General features: G+C 71.6%; 18 protein-coding genes. 5 read left to right on the top strand and 13 right to left on the bottom strand.

Translation table 11 applies throughout. The features are described 5' to 3' along the window. Positions 1–155 precede the first annotated feature (155 nt). Entirely contained in the window at positions 156–1,679 is a 1,524-nt protein-coding gene (locus ACMW4R_RS15205) for a deoxyguanosinetriphosphate triphosphohydrolase family protein (RefSeq protein ID WP_418300292.1), read from the top strand. 220 nt (positions 1,680–1,899) lie between these two features. On the opposite strand, the gene ACMW4R_RS15200 is transcribed toward ACMW4R_RS15205, so the two are convergent. From ACMW4R_RS15200 to ACMW4R_RS15185, 4 genes are all read right to left on the bottom strand, one after another. Then, positions 1,900–2,391, bottom strand: a complete 492-nt coding sequence (locus tag ACMW4R_RS15200) for a hypothetical protein (RefSeq protein ID WP_418300291.1) — start codon at positions 2,389–2,391, stop codon at positions 1,900–1,902. Positions 2,392–3,028: 637 nt separating this feature from the next. Further along, a complete protein-coding gene (araA, locus tag ACMW4R_RS15195) occupies positions 3,029–4,540 on the bottom strand; it encodes an L-arabinose isomerase (protein ID WP_418300290.1) in 1,512 nt (503 codons plus the stop codon). Between the two features lie 20 nt (positions 4,541–4,560). Next, on the bottom strand, positions 4,561–6,144 hold the full coding sequence (locus ACMW4R_RS15190; protein ID WP_418300289.1) for a xylulokinase: 1,584 nt from the start codon (positions 6,142–6,144) through the stop codon (positions 4,561–4,563). After that, on the bottom strand, positions 6,141–6,857 hold the full coding sequence (locus ACMW4R_RS15185) for an L-ribulose-5-phosphate 4-epimerase (RefSeq protein WP_058629339.1): 717 nt from the start codon (positions 6,855–6,857) through the stop codon (positions 6,141–6,143). The genes ACMW4R_RS15190 and ACMW4R_RS15185 overlap by 4 nt, the downstream gene beginning before the upstream one ends. A gap of 132 nt (positions 6,858–6,989) precedes the next feature. Here ACMW4R_RS15185 and ACMW4R_RS15180 point away from each other — a divergent pair, with 132 nt between their 5' ends. Further along, positions 6,990–7,847: an NAD(P)/FAD-dependent oxidoreductase gene (locus ACMW4R_RS15180; RefSeq protein WP_418300288.1), complete on the top strand. Its 858-nt coding sequence runs from the start codon at positions 6,990–6,992 to the stop codon at positions 7,845–7,847. Positions 7,848–7,868: 21 nt separating this feature from the next. Then, positions 7,869–8,435: an AAA family ATPase gene (locus ACMW4R_RS15175; protein WP_193752685.1), complete on the top strand. Its 567-nt coding sequence runs from the start codon at positions 7,869–7,871 to the stop codon at positions 8,433–8,435. Between the two features lie 111 nt (positions 8,436–8,546). Here the strand turns inward: ACMW4R_RS15175 and ACMW4R_RS15170 are convergent, their stop codons facing one another. After that, positions 8,547–9,515 carry a LacI family DNA-binding transcriptional regulator gene (locus ACMW4R_RS15170; protein ID WP_058597338.1) on the bottom strand — a complete coding sequence of 323 codons (969 nt, stop codon included), beginning with the start codon at positions 9,513–9,515 and terminating at the stop codon, positions 8,547–8,549. Positions 9,516–9,580: 65 nt separating this feature from the next. On the opposite strand from ACMW4R_RS15170, the gene ACMW4R_RS15165 reads away from it, so the two are divergent. Continuing rightward, complete coding sequence (locus ACMW4R_RS15165) at positions 9,581–10,342, top strand: hypothetical protein (protein WP_058597339.1); 762 nt, start codon at positions 9,581–9,583, stop codon at positions 10,340–10,342. A 124-nt stretch (positions 10,343–10,466) separates the two neighbouring features. Here the strand turns inward: ACMW4R_RS15165 and ACMW4R_RS15160 are convergent, their stop codons facing one another. Genes ACMW4R_RS15160 through ACMW4R_RS15145 form a run of 4 tightly spaced genes read right to left on the bottom strand, consistent with a single transcriptional unit; the run spans position 10,467 to position 14,727 of the window. Next, complete coding sequence (locus ACMW4R_RS15160) at positions 10,467–11,033, bottom strand: SIS domain-containing protein (RefSeq protein ID WP_058597340.1); 567 nt, start codon at positions 11,031–11,033, stop codon at positions 10,467–10,469. 52 nt (positions 11,034–11,085) lie between these two features. Next, a complete protein-coding gene (locus ACMW4R_RS15155) occupies positions 11,086–12,099 on the bottom strand; it encodes an ABC transporter permease (RefSeq protein ID WP_206551812.1) in 1,014 nt (337 codons plus the stop codon). A 5-nt stretch (positions 12,100–12,104) separates the two neighbouring features. Next, positions 12,105–13,610, bottom strand: coding sequence for a sugar ABC transporter ATP-binding protein (locus ACMW4R_RS15150; protein ID WP_058626964.1), 1,506 nt, complete (start codon positions 13,608–13,610; stop codon positions 12,105–12,107). Positions 13,611–13,647: 37 nt separating this feature from the next. Then, complete coding sequence (locus ACMW4R_RS15145; RefSeq protein ID WP_058597343.1) at positions 13,648–14,727, bottom strand: sugar ABC transporter substrate-binding protein; 1,080 nt, start codon at positions 14,725–14,727, stop codon at positions 13,648–13,650. 235 nt (positions 14,728–14,962) lie between these two features. On the opposite strand from ACMW4R_RS15145, the gene ACMW4R_RS15140 reads away from it, so the two are divergent. After that, the gene (locus ACMW4R_RS15140) at positions 14,963–15,709 is read left to right on the top strand and encodes a GntR family transcriptional regulator (protein ID WP_193752686.1); all 747 of its coding nucleotides are present in this window, start codon (positions 14,963–14,965) and stop codon (positions 15,707–15,709) included. 6 nt (positions 15,710–15,715) lie between these two features. Here ACMW4R_RS15140 and ACMW4R_RS15135 read toward each other — a convergent pair whose 3' ends face one another. The 4 genes from ACMW4R_RS15135 to ACMW4R_RS15120 all read right to left on the bottom strand — a co-directional run bounded on the left by ACMW4R_RS15135 (position 15,716) and on the right by ACMW4R_RS15120 (position 20,915). Next, on the bottom strand, positions 15,716–17,059 hold the full coding sequence (locus tag ACMW4R_RS15135) for an FGGY-family carbohydrate kinase (RefSeq protein WP_418300287.1): 1,344 nt from the start codon (positions 17,057–17,059) through the stop codon (positions 15,716–15,718). Positions 17,060–17,126: 67 nt separating this feature from the next. After that, positions 17,127–18,584, bottom strand: a complete 1,458-nt coding sequence (locus ACMW4R_RS15130) for an FGGY family carbohydrate kinase (protein WP_058597346.1) — start codon at positions 18,582–18,584, stop codon at positions 17,127–17,129. A 46-nt stretch (positions 18,585–18,630) separates the two neighbouring features. Then, entirely contained in the window at positions 18,631–20,073 is a 1,443-nt protein-coding gene (locus tag ACMW4R_RS15125; RefSeq protein ID WP_418300286.1) for an FGGY-family carbohydrate kinase, read from the bottom strand. A gap of 5 nt (positions 20,074–20,078) precedes the next feature. After that, on the bottom strand, positions 20,079–20,915 hold the full coding sequence (locus ACMW4R_RS15120; protein ID WP_418300285.1) for a class II fructose-bisphosphate aldolase: 837 nt from the start codon (positions 20,913–20,915) through the stop codon (positions 20,079–20,081). Between the last annotated feature and the right edge of the window lie 119 nt (positions 20,916–21,034).

The raw sequence follows: 21,034 nt of genomic DNA, 5'->3' as shown, positions 1-21,034 counted from the left end.
CGCCCGCCGCCCGCGTTGATTCAGTGTCCAAAACACCCGGACGATTTTCGAGAACGTCCGGGTGTTTTGGACACTTACGCGAGAGGCAACCCGCGCGACCTCTCTCGCATCCGCGTTAGCGTGGACCCACGCCATCGACGCCGCGAGAGGACAGGATGACGCTGCACGACGAGACCCCCGCCCGACCCGAGACCGTCGTCGGCAACCCCGCCTCGCGCATCCACCCCGACCACGACGACGCCCGCGCAGACCCGTGGTCGATCGACCTCGAGCGGATCCAGTTCTCGCCGTACTTCTCGCGCCTGTCGGCCGTGACGCAGGTCGTTTCGCCCTCGATCGGCGCCGCCCCCGTCCACAACCGCCTCACGCACACGCTCAAGGTGAGCGCGATCGCCCGGGTCGTCGCGCTGCAGCTCAACACCCGCTCTCGCCGGGCCGGCGAGGGCGACGTGTGCAACGCCACCGTCGTCGAGGCCGCCGCGTACGCGCACGACCTCGGCCACCCGCCGTTCGGACACCTCGGCGAGTCCACGCTCGACCGTCTCGCGCGCGAAGAGCTGGGCCTCCCCGACGGCTTCGAGGGCAATGCCCAGACGTACCGCATCCTCACCGCCCTCGACGTGGTCGAGAACGCACCCCGCGGGTTGAATCTCACAGCCGCTGTCCGCGCCGCCTCGGCGAAGTACCCGTGGGCGCCGTCGGTCGAAGCGGCCGACGTCGAGCGGATCGGCCCACCCCGTGGCATCCGTCGCTCTCCCGACGGCGCGTATCGCGTGCACAAGTACTCGGCGTACGACCTCGACCTCGACGACCTCGACGAGGCCAGGCAGGGGGTGGATGCCGAGCCCCTCCGCCAGAGCATCGAGGGCGCCGTGATGGACCTCGCCGACGACATCGCGTACTCGGTGCACGACGTCGACGACTTCTACCGCGCGGGGATCCTCGATCATGCCCCGATCGCGGCGGAGTTCCGCGGCTGGCTCGACGACGTGCTCGAGTGGCGCTCGCGCGACGACGCGGAGGTGCGCGCCGAGCTCGCGCCGGGGGCGGGGCTCGAGCGCCTGCGCCGCAAGATGCGCCGCGACGACCCGTGGATCGCCGACGACGAGGCCTTCCTCGCCGCCGTCAGCGACGTGGATGCCGAGATGGTCACCGACCTGCTCGCCCGCCCGTTCGACGGGTCGCTGACGGCCGAGCGACGGCTCGCCGCCTTCACCGACCGATGGATCCGGCGGTTCCAGGAGTCGGCGCGCCTGCGCCCTCTCGACACCCCGCGCGCCGGACCCGTGGTGCTCTCGCCGTGGGCCTGGCACCACGTCGAGGTGCTGAAGTTCGTGCACAAGCGCTTCGTGCTCAGCCGCCCCGACCTGGCGATCCAGCAGCGCGGCATGAGCCGCATCCTCACCCGCTCGGTGCGCGCGCTCGGCGAGTGGCTCGACGACGACCTCGACCGCGCCCGCACCCCGCGCCGCCTGCGCGAGCTCATCGCGCTGGCCCGGGAGCAGTACGCGGCGCTGCCGGCGGAACGTCGACCTTCGGATGCCGAAGCCGAGACGCTCGCGCGCTCTCGCGGAATCGTGGACTACGTGGCATCCCTCACCGATTCGCAGGCGTTCGCGCTGTCCGAGGCGATCTCAGGTCGCGCGGACCGACTGTGGTCGCTGGGGCAGCGGCTGTAGACCCATGGCCTCCGACGGAGAGCTCCCGGGGATGTCGCTCATCCAGCAGCGGATGCAGCTGGACCGCGCCCGGTCCGCGGCGATCTGGACGCTTATCGGTGCGGCCCTGAGCTTCGGCCGGTGCGGTTCCCGGCATCCGCGCCCCGAAGAGGGCGGACTTTCGTGCTCTCCGGGCCGAGGACACCCGGTGCGGAGAACGGGACGCGCCCCATCGCGTCGCTCAGCCGCCTACGCTCTCCATCTCGGCCCACTGCCGGGGTGTCTTCTCCTGCAGCCAGGAGGCGAATTCGGGGAACCCCTGGTACACGCGCATCGTCTCGAACAGCATCCGGCCGTCGGCGTCCTTCCCGCGGACCCTCCCCGACATCAGCGCCGCGAGTTCGGCGATCTCGGACGCCGGCACGATGCGCGCCCGGCGGCGGCTCGAGCGGACGACGAGGTGGTCATCGAACACGAGGATGCGCGCCCTCCCGAGAGACAGCGCGTAGAAGAAGATGATCGCGCCGAGACCGCCCAGCGTGGTCAGCCACACCGTGACGCCGATGTACGCGAGAGGATCCCGCTCGATGACCTCCGTTGCGGCGAGGACCACAGCACCGACCATGAACAGGATGCCGATCCCCCGGGCGACCAGGTGTTGCGAGGGATATCGCTGAACGACGAAGAGCGGTTTCGCGGGAGCGCTGTCGGCCGCGCCGTCATAGTGGGTCATTGTTCCCTCGAAGAATCGGTGAGTCGGCACAGTCCGGACGCCTCGGGTGCCGAGAGCCATCGAATCATGCACCTGAGCTGTATCGGGAACGAGACGGCCCGCTCTTTCCTGTGAGACAGTGCCGCCGAAAGGACTAGTGTCGACGTCTCACGCGGGTGAGCATGTCGGGAGGCAGTTTCATGGCACGACCGCGAGGGAAACGGACCTCACTTCTCGTCGCAGCCATCGCTGCGCTCCTCGTTGCTGTCATAGCACTCTTCTGGAGGACGGGGTCGTGCACAGATTTTGCGACGTCGGCGGGAATATGCCAAAGCGATCTTTCGGGGCCGGCAGCAGTTTCCGCCCTTGTGTTCGGCGTCGCGGCGGTATGGCTGTTTCTCTGTTGGCTGCGAGTCGCTCGGCGCAGCTGATCGCGGGGCTCGGGAACGCGTTGTCAGAAGCAGCGGACACACGAGTGCCACAAGCTGAAGCCCCACCTGAACGCAGACGTGCCCCGACCCAGGCAGCCCACCGCTACCGGAATCGGGGCACGATCCGCGCACCGGACGAACCGGGGCGCGGCACGCGCCCCGAGAGAGCGAGGCGCGCGAGTGCCGCACCGCCCCGGGGCTGAACGCGACCCGGGACGGCGGGGGTCTTACAGGCCCTGGGCCAGGCGGTAGTACGCCTGGTTCCAGCGCAGCTCGCTCTGGAAGCCGCGGACCGTGGTGTCGTCGTCGATGACGACGAGCTCGGTCTTGGCGATCTCGGCGAAGTCGCGGAACACCTCGATGCCCACGGCCGTCGTCATGACGGTGTGGTGGGCGGCACCGGCGGCGAGCCAGCAGCCGGCCGAGGTCGCGAAGTCCGGGGCGGGCTTCCACACCGCGCGTCCGACGGGGAGCTTCGGCAGGTCGGGGGCGTCGACGTTCTCGACGACGTTCGCAACGAGGCGGAAGCGATCGCGCATGTCGCTCATCGCGACGACGAGCGCGGGGCCGGGGTCGGCGGTGAAGACCAGGCGCACCGGGTCGTCCTTGCCGCCGATGCCGAGCTCGTGGATCTCGAGGCGCGGCTTCTTCGTCGTGAGCGAGGGCGAGACCTCGAGCATGTGGGCGCCGAGGATGCGCTCGTTGCCGGGGACGAGGTCGTACGTGTAGTCCTCCATGAGCGACGCGCCGCCGGGGAGGCCCGCGCCCATGACGTTCGCGACGCGCACGAGGATCGCCGTCTTCCAGTCGCCCTCGGCGCCGAAACCGTAGCCCTCGGCCATCAGGCGCTGAACCGCGAGACCGGGCAGCTGCTTCAGCGCGCCGAGGTCTTCGAACGACGTCGTGAAGGCGCCGAAGCCGCCCTCCTCCAGGAAAGAGCGCAGGCCCAGCTCGATCGCGGCGCCGTCACGCAGCGACTGGTGGCGCGCGCCGCCGGGGAGCAGTTCGTCGACGACGTCGTAGCTGTCGATGTACTCCTGCACGAGCGCGTCGATGTCGGCATCCGAGGCCTTCTCGACGGCTTCGACCAGCTCGTTGACGCCCCACGTGTTGACCTGCACGCCGAAGCGCAGCTCGGCCTCGGTCTTGTCGCCCTCGGTGACGGCGACGAAGCGCATGTTGTCGCCGAAGCGGGCGAGCTTGAGGGTGCGGGCGGCGGTCCAGCCGGCGGCGGCGCGCTCCCAGTCCTCGATCTGCTGGCGGACGGCGGGGTTCGACACGTGGCCGACGACCGTCTTGCGGGCGACGCCCAGGCGCGTCTGGATGTACCCGAACTCGCGGTCGCCGTGCGCGGCCTGGTTGAGGTTCATGAAGTCGAAGTCGATGTCGTTCCACGGCAGCTCGACGTTGGCCTGCGTGTGCAGGTGGAGGAGCGGCTTCTGCAGGGCGTCGAGACCCGAGATCCACATCTTCGCGGGGCTGAAGGTGTGCATCCACGCGATGACGCCGATGACGTCGTCGCGGCCGTTGACCTCGAGGGCCATGCGGCGGATGCTGTCGGAGTCCTTCAGCACGGGCTTCCAGACGACCTTCACGGGGAGGCCGGCGAGGCCCTCGACGACGGCCTGCGACTGCTCGGCGACCTGCTTCAGGGTCTCCTCGCCGTAGAGGTTCTGGCTGCCGGTGACGAACCAGACCTCGTAGCCGTCGAGGTCGTTCTTGAGCTTCGTGCGGGTCATGACTGTTCCTTTTCGAGTGTTCAGAGGGATGCCACGGCGGCGGCCTCGACGGCGAGTCCGGCGCGGTAACGGTCGAGGTAGGCCGAGAATCCGGCGACGTCCGCCGGGTCGGGGTCGGCGGTGGTGATGGGCGCGTCGGCGAAGACGACCTCGGCGAGGTAAGTGTCGAGGTCGCGGCCCGCGCCGTCGGCGACGTACGCCGCGAGCACGGCCATGCCCCACGCCCCGCCCTCGGACGCTGTCTCGGCGACCGCGACGGGGGCGTCGAGCGCCGCCGCGAGGAAGCGCTGCGCGACCCCCGCGGTGCGGAACATGCCGCCGTGGGCGTACATCCTGTCGAGGCCGACGCCCTCGGCGTGGAGCACCGCCATGCCGAGCGCGAGCGTGCCGAAGACGCCGTACAGCTGCGCGCGCATGAAGTTCGGCAGAGTGAGGCGGCTGTCGGGCGTGCGCACCACGAGCGGGCGACCCTCGTCGAGACCCGCGATGGGCTCTCCGGCGAGGTGGTTGTAGGCCAGCAGTCCGCCGGCGTCGGCTTCGCCCTCGAGCGCGGCGGAGAAGAGCGCCGCGTAGGTGGCATCCGGGGTCTGCGGGACGCCCGCCGCGGCCGAGAAGGCCGTGAACATGTTCGCCCACGCCGCCAGCTCGCTCGCGCCGTTGTTGCAGTGCACCATCGCCACCGCGTCGCCCGAGGGGGTCGTCACGAGGTCGAGCTCGTGGTGGACCTCGCTGAGCGGGCGCTCGAGCACGACCATCGCGAAGATGCTCGTGCCGGCGCTGACGTTGCCGGTGCGCGGAGCCACGGCACCGGTCGCGACCATGCCGGTGCCCGCGTCGCCCTCGGGCGGAGCGAAGGGGATGCCGGGACGCAGCGTTCCGGTCGGGTCGAGGAGCCGGGCCCCGTTCTCGGTCAGGCTGCCGGCCGCCGCACCGGCCACGAGCACCTCGGGCAGCAGGTCCGTCAGCGCCGGGACGCGTCCGGCGGCGAGGCCGTCGTACCGCGCGACCAGTTCGGCGTCATAGTCGCGGGTCGCGGAGTCGATCGGGAACATGCCCGACGCATCGCCGACGCCGAGGACCTTCTCGCCCGTGAGCTTCCAGTGGACGTACCCGGCCAGCGTGGTGAGGAAGCGGATCTCGGGCACGTGGGGCTCGGCATCCACGACCGCCTGGTGCAGATGTGCGATCGACCAGCGCAGCGGGATGTTCACGCCCAGCAGCTCCGTGAGCTCAGCCGCCGCGACACCGGTGTTGGTGTTGCGCCACGTGCGGAAGGGGGCGAGCAGCTCTCCATCGGCGTCGAAAGCGAGGTAGCCGTGCATCATCGCCGACACACCCATCGCGGCGTAGCGCTCGGGGGTGACGCCGTACTGCTTCTGCACGTCGGCGACGAGCTCGGCGTAGGCGGCCTGAAGGCCCGACCACACGGCATCCAGCGCGTAGGTCCAGAGCTTGTCGGCGTAGACGTTCTCCCACTCGTGGGAACCGGTTGCGAGCACCTCGGCGTTCGGGCCGATGAGGCACGCCTTGATGCGGGTCGAGCCGAGCTCGATGCCGAGAGAGGCGCGGCCCTGCTCGATGAGGGCGGAGATGTCGGCGGTCATCGGCGGTCGTCCGTGCTCTGTCCGTAGACGTTCTGGTAGCGGTTGTAGAGGGCGTCGATCTTGTCCTGCGGGATCGGGACGAGGGGGCCGGCCTCGCGGGCGTAGTGCACGGTGCGGGCCGCGTCCTCGCACATGACGGCGGCCTTGACCGCGTCCTTGGCGCTCACGCCGATCGTGAACGGGCCGTGGTTCTGCATGAGGACCGCGCGGCTGCGGTGTCCACTCAGGGTCTCGACGATGCCGCGACCGATCGAGTCGTCGCCGATGATCGCGAACGGACCGACAGGGATGGGGCCACCGAACTCGTCGGCCATGCCGGTGATGACGCAGGGGATCTCTTCGCCGCGCGCCGCCCACGCCACGGCGAAGGTCGAGTGCGTGTGCACGACGCCGCCGACCTCGGGCATGTTCCGGTACACGTACGCGTGCGCCGCGGTGTCGCTCGACGGGCTGCGCTCACTGCCGGGGGTGCCGGGGATCGCGTTGCCGTCGAGGTCGCACAGGATCATGTTCTCGGGGGCCAGGTCGTCGTACGAGACACCGGAGGGCTTGATCACGAACAGGTCGGTCCCGGGGACGCGGCCCGAGACGTTGCCGCCGGTCCAGACGATGAGGTTGTAGCGCACGAGCTCGGCGTGCAGTTTCGCGACATCGGCGCGGACGGCGTCGATCGCCTCCTGCACCTCGGGCGTGAACGTGACGGCATCGGACACGCGGTCTCCTTCGACGGGGTTCGGGGTGGCGGGGCGCGGCGCCCTCGCCCTGCAATGTTACCGGTAACATCGCAGCGCCGCGAGAGGGAAAACACAGGGCGACCGCAAAGGTGCGCGCGGCACGATGAGCGCATGACGGAATTCGCGAGGGTCGCCGTCGTCGGCGGAGGACCCGCCGGCCTGCAGGCCGCTCTGACTCTGGGCCGGATGCACGTGGACACGGTCGTCTTCGACGACGGCCGTCCCCGGAACGGGACCTCCCCCCGCATGCACAACGTGCTCGGATGGGATGGGACCGAGCCCGCGCGGCTCCGTACGGCGGCGCGCGACGAGCTCCGGAAGTACCCCTGGGTGCGCGTGGTCGACCACACGGTCCGGGCGGCGCGGCGCAGCGCGGACATCGAGCTCGACACCTCCGGAGGGCCCTGGCGCGCGGAGAACCTCCTCATCGCGACGGGAGTGGAGGATGCGCTCCTCCCGATCCCCGGGGTGTCGGACCTCTGGGGCGACCTCGTACTGCCCTGCCCCTACTGCCACGGCCATGAGCACGCGAAGGGCCCCATCGCGGTGATCTCCTCCGGTGCGCACGCCGATCACGTCGGTGGGCTGCTGCGCGGGCTCACGGACGAGGTGCCGCACTTCGAGCCCGAAGAGGTCGCATCCGTCACGCGGGCGGGCGATCGCGCCCTCATCACCCGGCACGATGGGCGGACGACGGAGGTCGCGGCGGTCTTCATCCCGCCGAACCCGACGCCCCGATCGCGCATCGCCACCGACCTCGGCGTCCGCGTCGAGGCGGACGGGATCGTCGTGGATGCGCTCGGGCGCACGGATCAGCTCGGCATCTGGGCGGCGGGCGACGTCGCACGCCGCCTCGATCCCCATGTCCCCGCGGCCGTCGTCACGGCGATGGCCGCGGGGCTGACCGCGGCGGCCGACATCGCCGCGGCGGGCGCGCCACCGCCGCGCGGGAGCGCGCGGGAGGGCTGACCCGCACCGTAGCGTGGAGGGATGCTGCGCGCCGACGATCCACTCCCCGTCCGGCCTCGGCGGATCGCCGTCGCGGGGGTCTCGGGCGTCGGCAAGACGACGCTGTCCCGACGAATTTCGGCCCTCACCGGCGCGCCGCACGTCGAGATCGACGCGCTGTTCCACGGGCCCGATTGGACGCCCCGATCGGAGTTCCTCGACGATGTCCGCGCGCTCGTCGAGGAGGACGCCTGGGTGACGGAGTGGCAGTACTCGGATGCCAGGCCACTCCTGACGGCGCGCGCCGACCTTCTCGCATGGCTCGACCTGCCGTTCACGACGGTCACGCTCCCCCGCGTCGTTGCCCGTACGCTCCGCCGTCGCCTCGGCCGCGAACCTCTCTGGAACGGGAACATCGAGCCGCCGCTCCACACGTTCTTCACCGACCCGGAGCACATCGTCCGCTGGTCGATCTCCACGCGCGGGAACTACCGGGAACGCCTCCCCGTCGTCGCGGCCGAGCGCCCCGGGCTGCCGATCGTGCGGCTGCGCTCGACGCGCGAGGTGGAGCGCTGGCTGTCCGGCCCGCTCGCGGCATCGATGCGCTGACGACGAGCACAACTCCGGCAGAACCGCCCTGGGGCGGCCGACCCCCCGGCGGCACACCCCCATCGCCGGAGTTGTGCCGACCGCCGACGTGGCGGTGGCGCGGGCCAGGCGTCAGCGCAGTGCGGCCGTCGAGGCGCGCGGCACCAGCACCGGCCGCGCGGGTGCCGTCGGCTCGTCGCCGAGCACCCGCGCCACGGCCTCCGCCGCCTCCCCCTCGACGTCCAGACGCACCGTCGTCAGCGGGGGGCTGTAGAACCCGGCGTCCGGGTTGTCGTCGAAGCCGGTGACCGAGACGTCCGCCGGGACGCGCAGGCCTCGCGCCGCCAGGCCCGCCGTGAGCCCCAGCGCCATCTGGTCGTTGGCGACGGCCACGGCGGTGGCACCGTCGGCGATGCGACCGGCGACCGCGTCCGCGAGCGCGGAGCCCGAGGCGGCACTCCAGTCCCCCTCGACGCGGTCCACCAGCGTCAGCCCCCGGCGGGCGACCGCGTCGGCGACGCCCGCCGTGCGCGCCGACGCTTCGCGCCAGTCCGCGGGGCCGGCGACCTCGACGATGCGGCGATGTCCGAGGTCGGCGAGATGATCCACGACGAGGGCGGCCGCGTCGCGTTGGCGGATCCCCGACTCGCCGTACAGCGGCACGAGCGGCACGTCGTACCCCTCGAGAGGAGTCGCTCCGTGCGCGGCGACGAGCACGATCCCGTCGACCCCCTGGTCGAGCAGGTGGCGCACGGCCGCGTCGATGTCGGCCGGGTCGTCCGAGTCGGTGTACGCGGTCGAGATCCACCGACCGCGCGCCCGCGCCGCCCGCTCGAGCGCCGCGATTCCCGCGGACGGACCGTGCAGGACGGCATCGGATGCCACGACCCCGACGGTGCGCGTGAGACTGGTGCCCAGGGCGCGCGCGGCGTTGTTGACGCGGTAGTCCAGCGCCGCGACCGCCGCGAGCACGCGCTCGCGCGTGGCATCCCGGATGCCGGGATAGTCGTTCAGCACGCGCGACACGGTCTGCGTCGAGACGCCCGCGGCGTCGGCGACGTCGCGCATGCCGATGCGCCTCACCCCGCCGTCGCCGCTCATGGTCCCTCACAGTAGCGGCGCGCAACCCCCTCGGCGTGCGCACACCCGCGAGGTGCGATGGCGGCATGACCTCGGCTCCCGGCATCCCGCGCCCGTCCCGCACGCCTGTGTCCGGCACGATCGGGGCCGCCCTCGGGCGCGCGTTCGCCGTCGCCCAGCGCGTGCGGCACCCGCGTCCGATCCACAGCCGCGGCGTGGTCCTGCGCGGGGAGATCCGGCGGATTCCAGATGCCACCGCCGCCGGCATCGCCTGGATCGACGACGCGTCGGCCTCCGCGCGCCCTGTGGTGGCTCGCGTGTCGCGGTCGGTCGGCCTGCCGTCACCGCTCCCCGACATCATCGGGTTGGCGCTGCGGGTCGACGACGCCGACATCGAGTTCGCCTCGACCGGGTGGGGAGTTCCGGGACGCTTCGCGCTCCTCCCCCGACGCCGCGCGGAGCGTGCGAGCCTCGGCATCCTGCTCCCCTATCGCGGGGACCGCGGGCCGGTGCTGCTCGGCGCACGCACGGTGTCGGGGCGTCCGCCCGCCACCGATCCGCGCGCTCTCACCGGCCTCGACGTCGGCGCCGTCTGGACGCTCGAGCTGTCGCATGCGACGGCGTGGGGGCCGTGGCATCCGTTCGCCCTGGTCGAGCTGCGCCTCGACCCCGATCCGGACGACCGCGGTCTGCGCTTCGACGCCGTGCGCCGTCCGCTCCCGGGTGCGCGGACCTACGCGTGGGTGCGGGCGGCGCGTCAGCCGTCCTACGCGCGGGTGCAGAACGACGCGCCGCCGCCGCGCGCCGCGGGGAAGACCGCCGCGGACGCCGAGACCGCACCGGGCTGACGAGAACCGGCGCATCCTGCGGGAGGCTCGTCACGCGGATGCGGTCTCGCGGAACCACGACCGGGGCCCGAACCCGGCGTCGCGCCCCAATCTGGCCGGACGCCGAGGCCCGCCCGGCCGGGCCTCACTCGAAGTTGCGGTGGCGGGCGACGAGGTCCTCGAACTTCGCGCCGGTGCGACGCACGAGCATGAGGTACAGCACGTCCCAGAAGATCCAGAGCGACTGCTCGAAGAGGCTCCCCATCGCCTGGATCGTGGGCACGAGCCCGCTCGGGTCGTCCGCGCCGTAGGTGTGGGCGGGGACGGTCAGCACGATGTCGGCGAGCTGCGCGGTGGGGCCGTCCGGGACGGCCGTGGCCACGAGCAGCGTCGCGCCGGTCTTCTTGACCTGCTCGGCGATGTAGTGCAGGTGCGGGATGTTCGCGGGCCCCGACGGCATGATGAACAGGTCGTCCGCGGTGACGGCGGGGGTGGTGTCGTCCCAACCCCAGTGCACGGTCTTGCCGAAGTGCGTCAGGCGCATCGCGAAAGCCTTCGACCCGAGGCCCTCGCGGCCGATGCCGAGCACGAAGATGCGCGGGTGCTTCTCGAGCGCGTCGAGAGCGGCCTCGATGTTGTCCAGCGGTACCCGGCGGAACACCTCCCCCAGTTCCTCGACGACGGTCGAGCTGATCTCACGGAACTCCGACATGGACAGTCCTTTCTGTGTCGGTGCGGGCGCGGGGCGCCCGCGAGGGGGTGGGTCAGCGGGTGCTGGTGCGGCCGCCCCAGCGGCCGACGAGCAGGGCGAGGAGGATGACCGCGCCGTACACCGCGTTGATCCAGAAGGTGGGGACGCCGGCGAGCGTCAGCACGTTGGTCAGGGTACCCAGCAGCAGCACGCCCATGAGCGCACCGACGATGCGTCCCTGCCCGCCGTTGAGCTGCACACCGCCGATGACCGCGGCGGCGAGCGCGCTGAAGATGAGGTTGTCGCCCATGCCGCTGGTGACCGAGGCGAGCCGGCCTGCGAGCATCATGCCCGCGAAGGCGGCGAGGGCGCTGGCCACGACGAAGGCGGTGATGAGCACGGCATCCACGCGGATGCCGGCGGCCCGCGCCGCGTCCGCGTTCCCGCCGATGGCGTAGAGCGCGCGGCCCCACGCGGTGTACCGCAGGACCAGACCCGCGACGAGGAACAGGATGCCGGTGATCCAGATCGCGGCGGGGATGCCGACCCACCGGGCCGAGCCGACGTAGCGGAACGCCTCGGGGAGACCCGCGAGCGTTTTGCCCTGGCTCACGCCGAGGGTGATGCCGCGGAGCAGGATGAGCATCGCCAACGTCACGATGAACGGATCGAGCTTGACCTTCACGACGAGGAAGCCGTTGATCAACCCGATGACGACGCCGATCGCGAGGGTCACCAGGATCGCGACGCCCGGGCCGACCTCGGAGCCGAGGCCTCCCATCGCGGCGGGAACCATGAGCCATGCGGCGACCATCGGGGCCAGGCCCACGGTGGATTCGAGCGAGATGTCGAGCTTGCCGGTGATGAGGATGAAGGTCAGGCCGATGACGACGATGCCGAGCTCGGCGGACTGCCGCAGGATCAGCGTCAGGTTCGCGGCCGAGAGGAACGCGGGACTGACCACCGCGCCGACGATGGCGACGATGATGAGGCCCGGCAGGACGCTCAGCTCGCGCACGTTCTTCACGACCGTGCGCATGACGGGGTTGGTCGCGGGGGCGGGGGTTCGGACGACGGTGGTACGCACGATGTTCACTCCAGGCCTTCGATGGCTCGAACGATGTCTTCTTCGGTGGGGTCGGCGAGCTCGGCCGAGATACGGCCCTCGCGCATGATGAGGACGCGGGAGCTGACCAGCAGCTCCTCGACGTCGTCGGAGATGAGGACGACCGCGACGCCGTCGGCGAGGGCGCGCAGCATCAGTCCGTAGATCGCGTCCTTGGCGGCGATGTCGACGCCGGCGGTGGGCGAGATGAGCACGAGCACGCGGGGCTTGCGGGCCAGGGCACGGGCCAGCACGACCTTCTGCTGGTTGCCGCCGCTGAGTCCGGACACCGCGAGCGACGGGTCCGGCGGCACGAGCGCGACGTCGGAGATGAGGTCGCGCGACAGGGCCGTCTGCTTCCGCGGAGAGAACACGCCCGCCGGGGCGAGCTGGTCCATGATCCCCATGGTCATGTTCTCGGCGACGCTGAGCTGCGGGACGTAGCCGTCGCGGTGGCGGTCGGCGGGGACGAAACCGATGCCGGCGCGCTGGCTGGCCTTGACGTCACCGGTGCGGATGGGGGCGCCGGCGACGATCACCTCGCCGGACGCGAGCCCGCGCAGGCCGGCAATCGCCTCGCCCACCGAGTACTTGCCCGAGCCGCCCACGCCGCCGATGGCGACGAGCTCGCCGGGCGCGACCGAGAGGGTGACGTCGGTGAACGCCCCCTCCTTCTCGCTCGCCGATCGGAGCTGCATTGCGGGCGCGGCATCCTCGTCGGGGGCGATGCTCTCGGCACGGTGCCGACGCTGCTCCTGCCCCGCGAGGAGGGCCTCGACGAGGTCGTCGGAGCGGATCTCGTCGCCCAGGCGCGACCACAGCAGCTTGCCGTCGCGGAGCACCGTCGCGGAGTCGCAGATCGCGGTGACCTCGCGCAGGAAGTGCGAGACGAAGACGAACGTCACGCCCTGCTGCTGCAGCTCCTGGACCTTGTCGAACAGTCGTCGGATGGCCGCGCCCTCGAGCTGCACGGTCGGCTCGTCGAGCAGCACGATGCGGGTGCCGGCCTCGAGCGCCTTGGCGATCGTGAGCATCTGGCGCTCCTCGATCGGGGCGTCCGAGAGCAGCATCCGGGGGTCGAGGCGGATGTTCCACTCGTCGAGGATCCGCTCGGCCTCGGACTGCATCTTCTTCCACGACACGCGCGCCCCCGCGGTGGGCAGGCGTCCCGCGAAGAGGTTCTCGGCGATGGTGAGGTTGGCGAACACCGAGGGGCGCTGGTAGACGCAGGCGACGCGCTGCTGCCAGGCCTTGGGGTCGGATGCCGGGGGCGCGGCCTCACCGAAGAAGCTCACGGTTCCGGTGTCCGGCGTCTCCAAGCCCGTGATCATGCGCAGGAGCGTGGACTTTCCGGCGCCGTTGCGCCCGATCAGTCCGTGCACCTGCCCGGGGAGGATCGAGACGGAGACGTCCTGAAGCGCCTTCGTCGCACCGTAGGTCTTGCTGACGCCGTCGATCTGGATGGCGGGCACGGTGGTCGATGGGGTGGTCATGACGTCTCCGTCTCGGGGGTGTCGTGATGCGGCCGGATTACTTGGTGGCGCCGAACGCGTCGAGGGCGAACTGCTTGTTGCCCCACAGGTTCGGGTCCTCCACGTTGTCCTTGGTCACGACCGGGGTGGGCAGCAGGTCGACGAGGTTGCCGTTGCGCTCCTCGATGACGCTGCCGTGGTCGGTGTCGCCGGTCTTGAACGTCTCGCCCTTGATCGCGCGCGTGAGGTAGTCCACGCCGTAGTCGATGTAGTCGGTCATCGGCTGCGCGACAGCGGCATCCAGCCATCCGTCGCGGATCGCGGTCATGGCCATGGGGCTGGCGTCGACGGAGACCTGGACGATGTGGCCCGACTGTCCGGCGGCGACGAGCTTGCCCGCGGACTTGAGGGTGTCGAGGATCGTCGGGAAGAACGTCGCGTCGCTCTGGTTGTAGATGCCCGCGACGTTGCCGTACTGGTTGAGCGCGGTCTCGATGCCGGCCGCCGCCTTCGCCGGGTCCCACTCGGTGGCGACGTTGACGAGCTTGACGTTCGGGTACTTCTGCTTCATGCAGTCGTTGAAGCCGTTGGTGCGGTCGCGGCCGTTGGAGGTGACCGGGTCGCCGTCGAGGGTGATGACGACGGCATCCGCGGCGACGCGCTTGCCCATCTCCTCGCAGGCCAGCTCGCCCATCTTGACGTTGTCGGCACGGACGATCATGGCGATCTTGCCCGAGGCGGGCGCCTCGTCGATCGCGACGATCGGCACGCTGGAGTCGTTGGCGTACTCGATGGCCGGGACGATGGCGTCGGCGTCGCCGACGGAGATGACCAGGCCCTTGGCGCCCTTGTTGATGAGCGTCTGGATGTCGGTGATCTGCTGGGCGGCGTCACGGTCGGCGTTGGTCGCGGGGATCGTGGCGTAGCCGAGCTCCGCGAAGCGCTCCATCGAGCCGACGTTCTCGGCGTTCTGGAACGGGTCGGTGTGAGGCTGCGAGTAGCTCAGCGGGGTGTCGGCGGGGCTCGCGTCGCCGCCGCCGGCGGCACCGGAGTCGGTGGATGCCGCGCCGGAGCAGCCGGCGAGGAGCAGGGCACCCGCGCCGAGGAGCGCGAGTCCGGTGATGGGTGAAGTTCGCATGCGTACTTCCTCTCTGAAGTGCAGAAGCCTCTGGGGCCGGTGGCGTTTCGGGATGCAGGATCGATGTCCTGCACGTATCGTACGTGTTGTACGTACAGAATGTACAGTGTCAATCGAAAGTCGCTCGCCGGGGCCCCGGACGACGACGATGCGGGTCGGGTATCCGCACCGTCTGTACAGTCGGAATCAAACGTACGACGGAACGCGCAACGACGCGCACGACCAGGAGGATCACGTGGCGCACACCATCGAACGGGTCTCCCCCGTGCCGTACTACGAGCAGCTCTTCGAAATCCTGCGCGAGCGCATCACCCACGGCGACATCGCCGAGGAGGAGCGCCTGCCGAGCGAGCTCGAGCTGTGCCGCGAGTTCGGTCTCTCCCGGGCGACCGTACGCCAGACCCTCACGAAGCTCGAAAACGAGGGGTACGCCCACCGCATCCCGCGCCGCGGCGTCTTCGCGAGCGTGCCGGGACAGACGGCGGGATGGACCGTGCAGGAGGGGTTCCTCGAGTCGCAGCTGCGGCACGGGCGCACGGGGATCACGACCGAGGTGGTGCGCGCCGGGTACGTGACCCCGGACGCCCATGTCGCCGAGGCCCTGCGCACCCCGGACGGAGCCGAGGTGTTCGCCCTCGAACGCGTGCGCTCCCTGGACGGCGCGAAGGCCATGTTCAGCACGAACTGGTTCCCCCGCGACGTCGGCCGCTCGATCGAGTCCGACCCGGGTGTCCTCGACGGCTCCGCCTCGCTCAACGGCCACCTCCGGGCCGCAGGGTTCGTCAGCAGCGGCGCGCAGCGCGTCATCCACGCCCTTCCCGCCCCGCCGGAGGTCGCGGCGCACCTCGAGGTCGGCGTCGACCACCCGGTGCTGCGCGTCCGGTCGCTGTCGTGGGCCGCTGACGGCACCCGGTTCGACTACTACGAGACGTGGGTGCTCACCGACGTGATCCCGCTCGAGGTGAGCGTCGCCGCGAGCTGATCGCGCTCAGCCGAGCATTCCGGTCGCGAACCCGCCGAGGGCGTCGATCGGATCCGGATGCCACCCGCACGCGGTCGCCGCGAGGAGAGCGGCCCCGACCGCGGTGACCTCGGGTTCGAGCACCGGGACGGCGGGGACTCCGTTGACGGCCGACTTGATCGCGATCCACCCGGGCGACCGCACCCAGCCTCCCGCGACCCGCACCTCACCGTCCCCGCCCACGTCGCCGCGCACCGCGTCGATCGCGTCGCGCCCCGCCACGGCGAGCGCCCCCAGCACCGCGGACGCCCGTGCGAGCGGATCCGTCGGCGCGTCCGGGGCGTACGTCGGCTCCCCGCCGCCGCGCTCGCCCGGCACGAAGAAGCCCGAGTCCCACAGCTCGAACGGTTGAGCGCGACCGATGAGCAGGTGCCGGATCGCCCGCGCGACATCCGGATCGCGCGAGGCCCACTGCACGTTGCGCGCGAGCTCCTCGACGCGCAGCAGCGTGCTCCCCGCGGACCGGATGCCGGGAGCCAGGTCGACGTGATCGTCGCCGCGGGCGCACGCGACGCGGGTCTGGGCGACCACGACCTCGGCGGTGCCCATCGAGTCCAGGACGGCGCCGGGCACCATGAGCTGCACGCCCCACCCGCCGATCGGGTGATCGTGGCCGCCGACGACGGCGACGGCATCCAAAGCCACGACCCCCGCCTCGCGGAGGCGCCGCGACCGGATCGCGCCGACGATCTCGCCCGTCCGCAGCACCGGAGGCAGCAGCCGTTCGTCGCCGAGGGTGAGGGACACCCGGCCGGCGTCCCACGCGCGGTCGCGACTGCGCCACGCGGCGGTGCGCGGAGCGAGGGTGTCACTCAGGAACGGACGCCCGGTCCACAGCACGGCCGGCAGGTCGGTGAGGGCGATCCACGCCGTCGCGCGATCGGCACCCGGCTGCGCCCTCGCCCAGCTCCACCCCACGAGCGTGCGGACCGCGTCGGTGTCGACATCGAGGGTCTCGTCGCCGACGAGGCCGGGGCGCAGCCGACGGAACACCTCGTGCCGCCGCGGGTCGAACCACGCCAGCGCCGGGACGAGCGGGGTCAGGTCGGCATCGACGAGGACGCCGTCCTCCCCGATCCCGGCGACGCACAGCGCGTGCAGCTCTCGACCGCCGCCGCAGACCTCGACGACCATGTCCTCGATCGCCGCGACGAGGGCGCGGGCATCGATGGCGAGGTCGCCGCCCGCGCGACGGGTGGGCCTGCTCGCCCGGGCGACGACGGCGCCCTCTTCGGCGATCGCGACGACCTTCGTGTTCGTGCTGCCGACGTCGATGCCGACGGCCACGGGGATGCGTGATCGAGAGGTCACCGTCGAATCCTCCCGAGTGGAACGCGGACCGTGCGCGGGTCCCCTTCCGACCCTAGCGAACGCCCGTTCAGACCGGCGCGGGAGCGGTGACGTCGGTCGGCGCGGGCACGACGTACCCCAGGGCGACCTGGGCATCGTGGTGCTGACGACGGATACGGGGAGCGGGCTCTGCCGCGGGGATGCGCTCGACCTCCACCGGCCACGCGGGGAAGTCGCCGGTCAGCGCGACAGCGGCCTGCATGGCCGCCCCCTTGGCCACGTACTCGTCGGCGGTGGGCACGTGGATCGGGAGGACGACGAGCTCGGAGAGCACCCGCTGCACGGCGGGGTTCTTCGCCGCACCCCCGATGACGAGGAGCCGGCGCGCGTGCACGCCGCAGGCGTCGAGCGCGTCCAGCATCGCCACCTGGCTCGCCACCGTCCCCTCGACGATCGCGCGGGCGAGGTTCGCGCGCGTGAAGTTCGTCAGCGTCGCGCCGAGCACGGCTCCGCGAGCGTGCGGGAGGTCGGGCGTGCGCTCCCCCTCGAAGTAGGGCAGCAGGGTCAGACCGCCCGCCCCCGGTTCGGCCGACAGCGCCAGGTCGGCGAGCTCGTCGTGCGTGCAGCCGAGGATCTCCGCTCCGACCTGCAGGTTCCGCGCGGCGTTGAGCGTCGCCACGATCGGGAGGTGGACGCCGGTGGCATCCGCGTAGTTGCAGACGTACCCCGCGTAGTCGTGGACCGCGTGCGCGGTGCGCGCGTAGACCACGCCCGAGGTGCCGAGGCTGAGCACGGCATCCCCCTCCTCGAGCCCGAGGGCGAGGGCCGCGGCCGCGTTGTCTCCGCTGCCGACGCCGATCGGGATCCCCTCGGGGATGCCGGGGAGCCCCCGTCCAGTCCGCCCCGCGGACGCGCGCGGACCGAGCACCGTCGGCAGCACGACGTCGTGCCCGAGGGCGTGGACCACGAGATCGCGCTCGTACTCCCCCGTCTCGGGCGACCAGTAACCGGTCCCGGAGGCCTCGGAGCGGTCGGTGACCAGCGCCTCGATGTCGCCCGCGCCGGGACCGTGGCCGGCCAGCCGCCACGTCAGCCAGTCGTGCACCACCGCGATCGCCGCCGTGCGGGCGGCGGCATCCGGCAACTCGTCGCGCAGCCAGCGGGCCTTGACGACCGTGTCCGACAGCGAGAGCGGGAGACCCGTGCGGCGGATCCACGTGTCGCGCCCGAGCTCGGCGTTGAGCGCGACCATGTGCGGGTGCGAACCGAGGTCGTTCCACAGCGGCGACGGCGCAGTGGGCACGCCCCGCGCATCGAGGAAGATCGGCGTGTGCTGCTGACCGCTCACCGACACCGCGAGCACGTCGTCGAGACCCCCGGCCGCGCGGACCGCCGCCAGCAGCGCGTCCCACCAGACCTCGGGGTCGACGATCGTCAGCGGAGGGTGGGGAGCCGACCCCTCGCGGACCGGGTCTCCGGTGTCGAGGTCACGGACCGTGACCTTGCAGCTCTGGGTGGACGAGTCGATTCCGGCGACGAGCCTCATTGCCACGCCTTTCGTTCGAAGAAGAGGGGGCGCCCGGCGTCGCCGCTCATGCGGGCATCTCCGCGAGGTGGGCCCAGCGGTCCGCCGTCCGGGCGCGCCACTGCGCCAGCTCCGCCGTGCGGGCGGTGTCGGGCGGGACGTCGCGCGGCTCCGACGCACTCCAGGGCAGCCGGATGCCATGGGCCAGCGCCTGCGCCCCGCGGGAGACGACCTCCGGGAACCCCGAGACGCTCAGCGGCACGCCCAGGTAGTCGGCCTTGAGCTGGAGCCAGAGCGGATTCGCGCTGGCGGGGCCGATGACCTTCACCCGGTCCAGCTCCAGGTCGAACAGCTCCCACACCTCGGCGAACTGGCGCACCATGCCGAGGAAGCACGCGAGCACGAGCTCGACGGCGGTCGTGTCGGTCTGCAGCCCCGCGATCGCGCCGCGGGCGGTGGCGTCCTTGCGCGGCGGCGGGCTGCCGCGGAACTGCGGCAGGACCAGGGGGAGGCGATCGAGGTCGACGGACCCCAGGACCCAGTCGCGGTGGGCGCGCGCCACGAGGTCGGCGAGCTCGTCTGCCTCACGGTCCAGGAGGGTGCGGAGGGTCGCGAAGGCGGAGCCTCCGGTCGGGATCGACGCGAAGAGCGTGAACCCGTCGCCGTCGCAGGCCAGCCCGCCGGCGAGCTTCGTCGCCGCGGTAACGGCATCCAGGCGCGGCGTGCGGAGCAGGGCGAGGACGCCTTCGGTGGTGCCGGTGGAGTCGAGCATCTCGCCGGGGCGCAGGTCGGCGCCGACACCTCCGACCATGTGGTCGTGACCGGCGACGTGCACGGTCACCTCGTCGAGGCCCCAGGCCCGCGCCGTCGCCGGATCCATCGCGAAGCCCTCCGACGCCGCCCGCAACGGCGGGAACACGCCCGGGTCGACGCCGAACAGTCCGCAGACCTCGCGCGACCAGCGACGCCCGACCAGGTCGAGCGCCATCGTGCGGCTCGCGAGCGACGGCTCCGCCCAGCGTCGTCCCGTGAGCAGCGCCGCGACGTACTCCGAGACGTTCAGCCACTGCGCGGCCGCCGTCGAGCGCTCGGCGTGCGCGAGCGCCCAGGCCACCTTCGACAGGGCGTAGTTGGCATTGACCGGCAGCCCGGTCACCGCGTAGACGCGCGCGCGATCGGCTTCGGTCAGGCCCGTGAGCAGATCCGCACCGCGGTGATCGTGCCACAGGATCATCGGCGACACGAGCGACAGGTCGGGGTCGACGAGGCCGCCGGACTCCCCCACACCCGCGATCGCGATGCACTGCACCGCCCGCCGTGCGGCCGGATCGAGCGCGTCGACGAAGGAGCGCACGGCATCCATCACCGCGTCGGTGTCGTAGATCTCCCCCCACGCGTCGCGCCGGGTGGGCGTGGCGCAGCGGTCGGCGGCCTGGAGCGCGCCCTCGGCGTCGAACAGGCAGAGCTTGATGCTCGTCGTGCCGATGTCGACCGTGACAGTGGGGGTCATGAGCGTCAGACCGAGGGGTTGAGCATGCGGATGCGGCGCTCGACGACGTCGGTGATCGCGGCGACGGCGTCGAGCGAGACACGGATGAGCGAGTTCTCGTTCGGGTTGGCCGCGTAGGCCTCTCCGAACGAGCGGATCATGGCGTTGCGCAGGTCGCTGGCGACGTTGACCTTCACGACGCCGAACTCGGCGAGCCGTCCGAGCTGTTCCGCGGGGAGGCCGGAGCCGCCATGGACCACGAGGGGCACGGGGCTCTGCTCGCGCACGCGGGCGAGGAGGTCGAAGTCGATGCGGGCGTTGGGCGCGTAGCCGTGGACGTTGCCGACCGAGACGGCGAGCATGTCGCACCCGACCGCCGCGACGAACTCGGCCACCTGAGCCGGGTTGGTCGTGCTGGCGAACTCGGGGGCGACGTCGTCCTCCTTGCCGCCGATACTGCCGAGCTCGGCCTCGAGGGCGACCTCCGTCCCGCACATCTCGCGCGCCTGCGCCGAAACCGCGACGTTCTCGGCGAACGGCTCCTCGGAGGCGTCAATCATGATCGACGTGAAGTCGGCCGCGAGCGCCGCCTCGACGGCATCCAGCGACTTGCCGTGGTCGAGGTGCAGCGCCACCGGCACGGGGCACTCGGCCAGACGACGCGCCACGGTGTCGTAGATGTACTCGTAACCGGACAGCTTCACGTTCGTGGGCGCGACCTGGATGAAGGTCGGCACGCCCACCCGCTCGATGGCGTCGACGATGCCCATCGTCGTCTCGATGTTCGTGGTGTTGAACGCTCCCGCGACCAGCCCCCGGGCGGTGCACTCTCGGACGACTTCGTGACCGCTGACCAGTGCCATCGGCTTCCTTCCGTTGACGGCGACGGAAGGCGCTCAGCCCGATCGGCTCCCCGCGCCCCTCCGTGAGCGGACCGTGCCCGCTTCGGTGTCAGCGTAATACGTAACGTCCATATCGTCCA

It is taken from the genome of Microbacterium sp. S1037 (genome assembly GCF_048381605.1).
Taxonomy (GTDB): domain Bacteria; phylum Actinomycetota; class Actinomycetes; order Actinomycetales; family Microbacteriaceae; genus Microbacterium; species Microbacterium testaceum_B.
This window is presented reverse-complemented; position numbering and strand designations above follow the sequence as displayed.

What these genes read in the sequence shown, in the direction of transcription:
- ACMW4R_RS15120 (WP_418300285.1), bottom strand. Translation starts at nt 20,915, where the DNA reads ATGGCACTGGTCAGCGGTCACGAAGTCGTCCGAGAGTGCACCGCCCGG.
- ACMW4R_RS15175 (WP_193752685.1), top strand. Translation starts at nt 7,869, where the DNA reads ATGCTGCGCGCCGACGATCCACTCCCCGTCCGGCCTCGGCGGATCGCC.
- ACMW4R_RS15180 (WP_418300288.1), top strand. Translation starts at nt 6,990, where the DNA reads ATGACGGAATTCGCGAGGGTCGCCGTCGTCGGCGGAGGACCCGCCGGC.
- ACMW4R_RS15150 (WP_058626964.1), bottom strand. Translation starts at nt 13,610, where the DNA reads ATGACCACCCCATCGACCACCGTGCCCGCCATCCAGATCGACGGCGTC.
- ACMW4R_RS15170 (WP_058597338.1), bottom strand. Translation starts at nt 9,515, where the DNA reads ATGAGCGGCGACGGCGGGGTGAGGCGCATCGGCATGCGCGACGTCGCC.
- ACMW4R_RS15205 (WP_418300292.1), top strand. Translation starts at nt 156, where the DNA reads ATGACGCTGCACGACGAGACCCCCGCCCGACCCGAGACCGTCGTCGGC.
- ACMW4R_RS15145 (WP_058597343.1), bottom strand. Translation starts at nt 14,727, where the DNA reads ATGCGAACTTCACCCATCACCGGACTCGCGCTCCTCGGCGCGGGTGCC.
- ACMW4R_RS15190 (WP_418300289.1), bottom strand. Translation starts at nt 6,144, where the DNA reads ATGACCGCCGACATCTCCGCCCTCATCGAGCAGGGCCGCGCCTCTCTC.
- ACMW4R_RS15200 (WP_418300291.1), bottom strand. Translation starts at nt 2,391, where the DNA reads ATGACCCACTATGACGGCGCGGCCGACAGCGCTCCCGCGAAACCGCTC.
- ACMW4R_RS15160 (WP_058597340.1), bottom strand. Translation starts at nt 11,033, where the DNA reads ATGTCGGAGTTCCGTGAGATCAGCTCGACCGTCGTCGAGGAACTGGGG.
- ACMW4R_RS15125 (WP_418300286.1), bottom strand. Translation starts at nt 20,073, where the DNA reads ATGACCCCCACTGTCACGGTCGACATCGGCACGACGAGCATCAAGCTC.
- ACMW4R_RS15130 (WP_058597346.1), bottom strand. Translation starts at nt 18,584, where the DNA reads ATGAGGCTCGTCGCCGGAATCGACTCGTCCACCCAGAGCTGCAAGGTC.
- araA (WP_418300290.1), bottom strand. Translation starts at nt 4,540, where the DNA reads ATGACCCGCACGAAGCTCAAGAACGACCTCGACGGCTACGAGGTCTGG.
- ACMW4R_RS15165 (WP_058597339.1), top strand. Translation starts at nt 9,581, where the DNA reads ATGACCTCGGCTCCCGGCATCCCGCGCCCGTCCCGCACGCCTGTGTCC.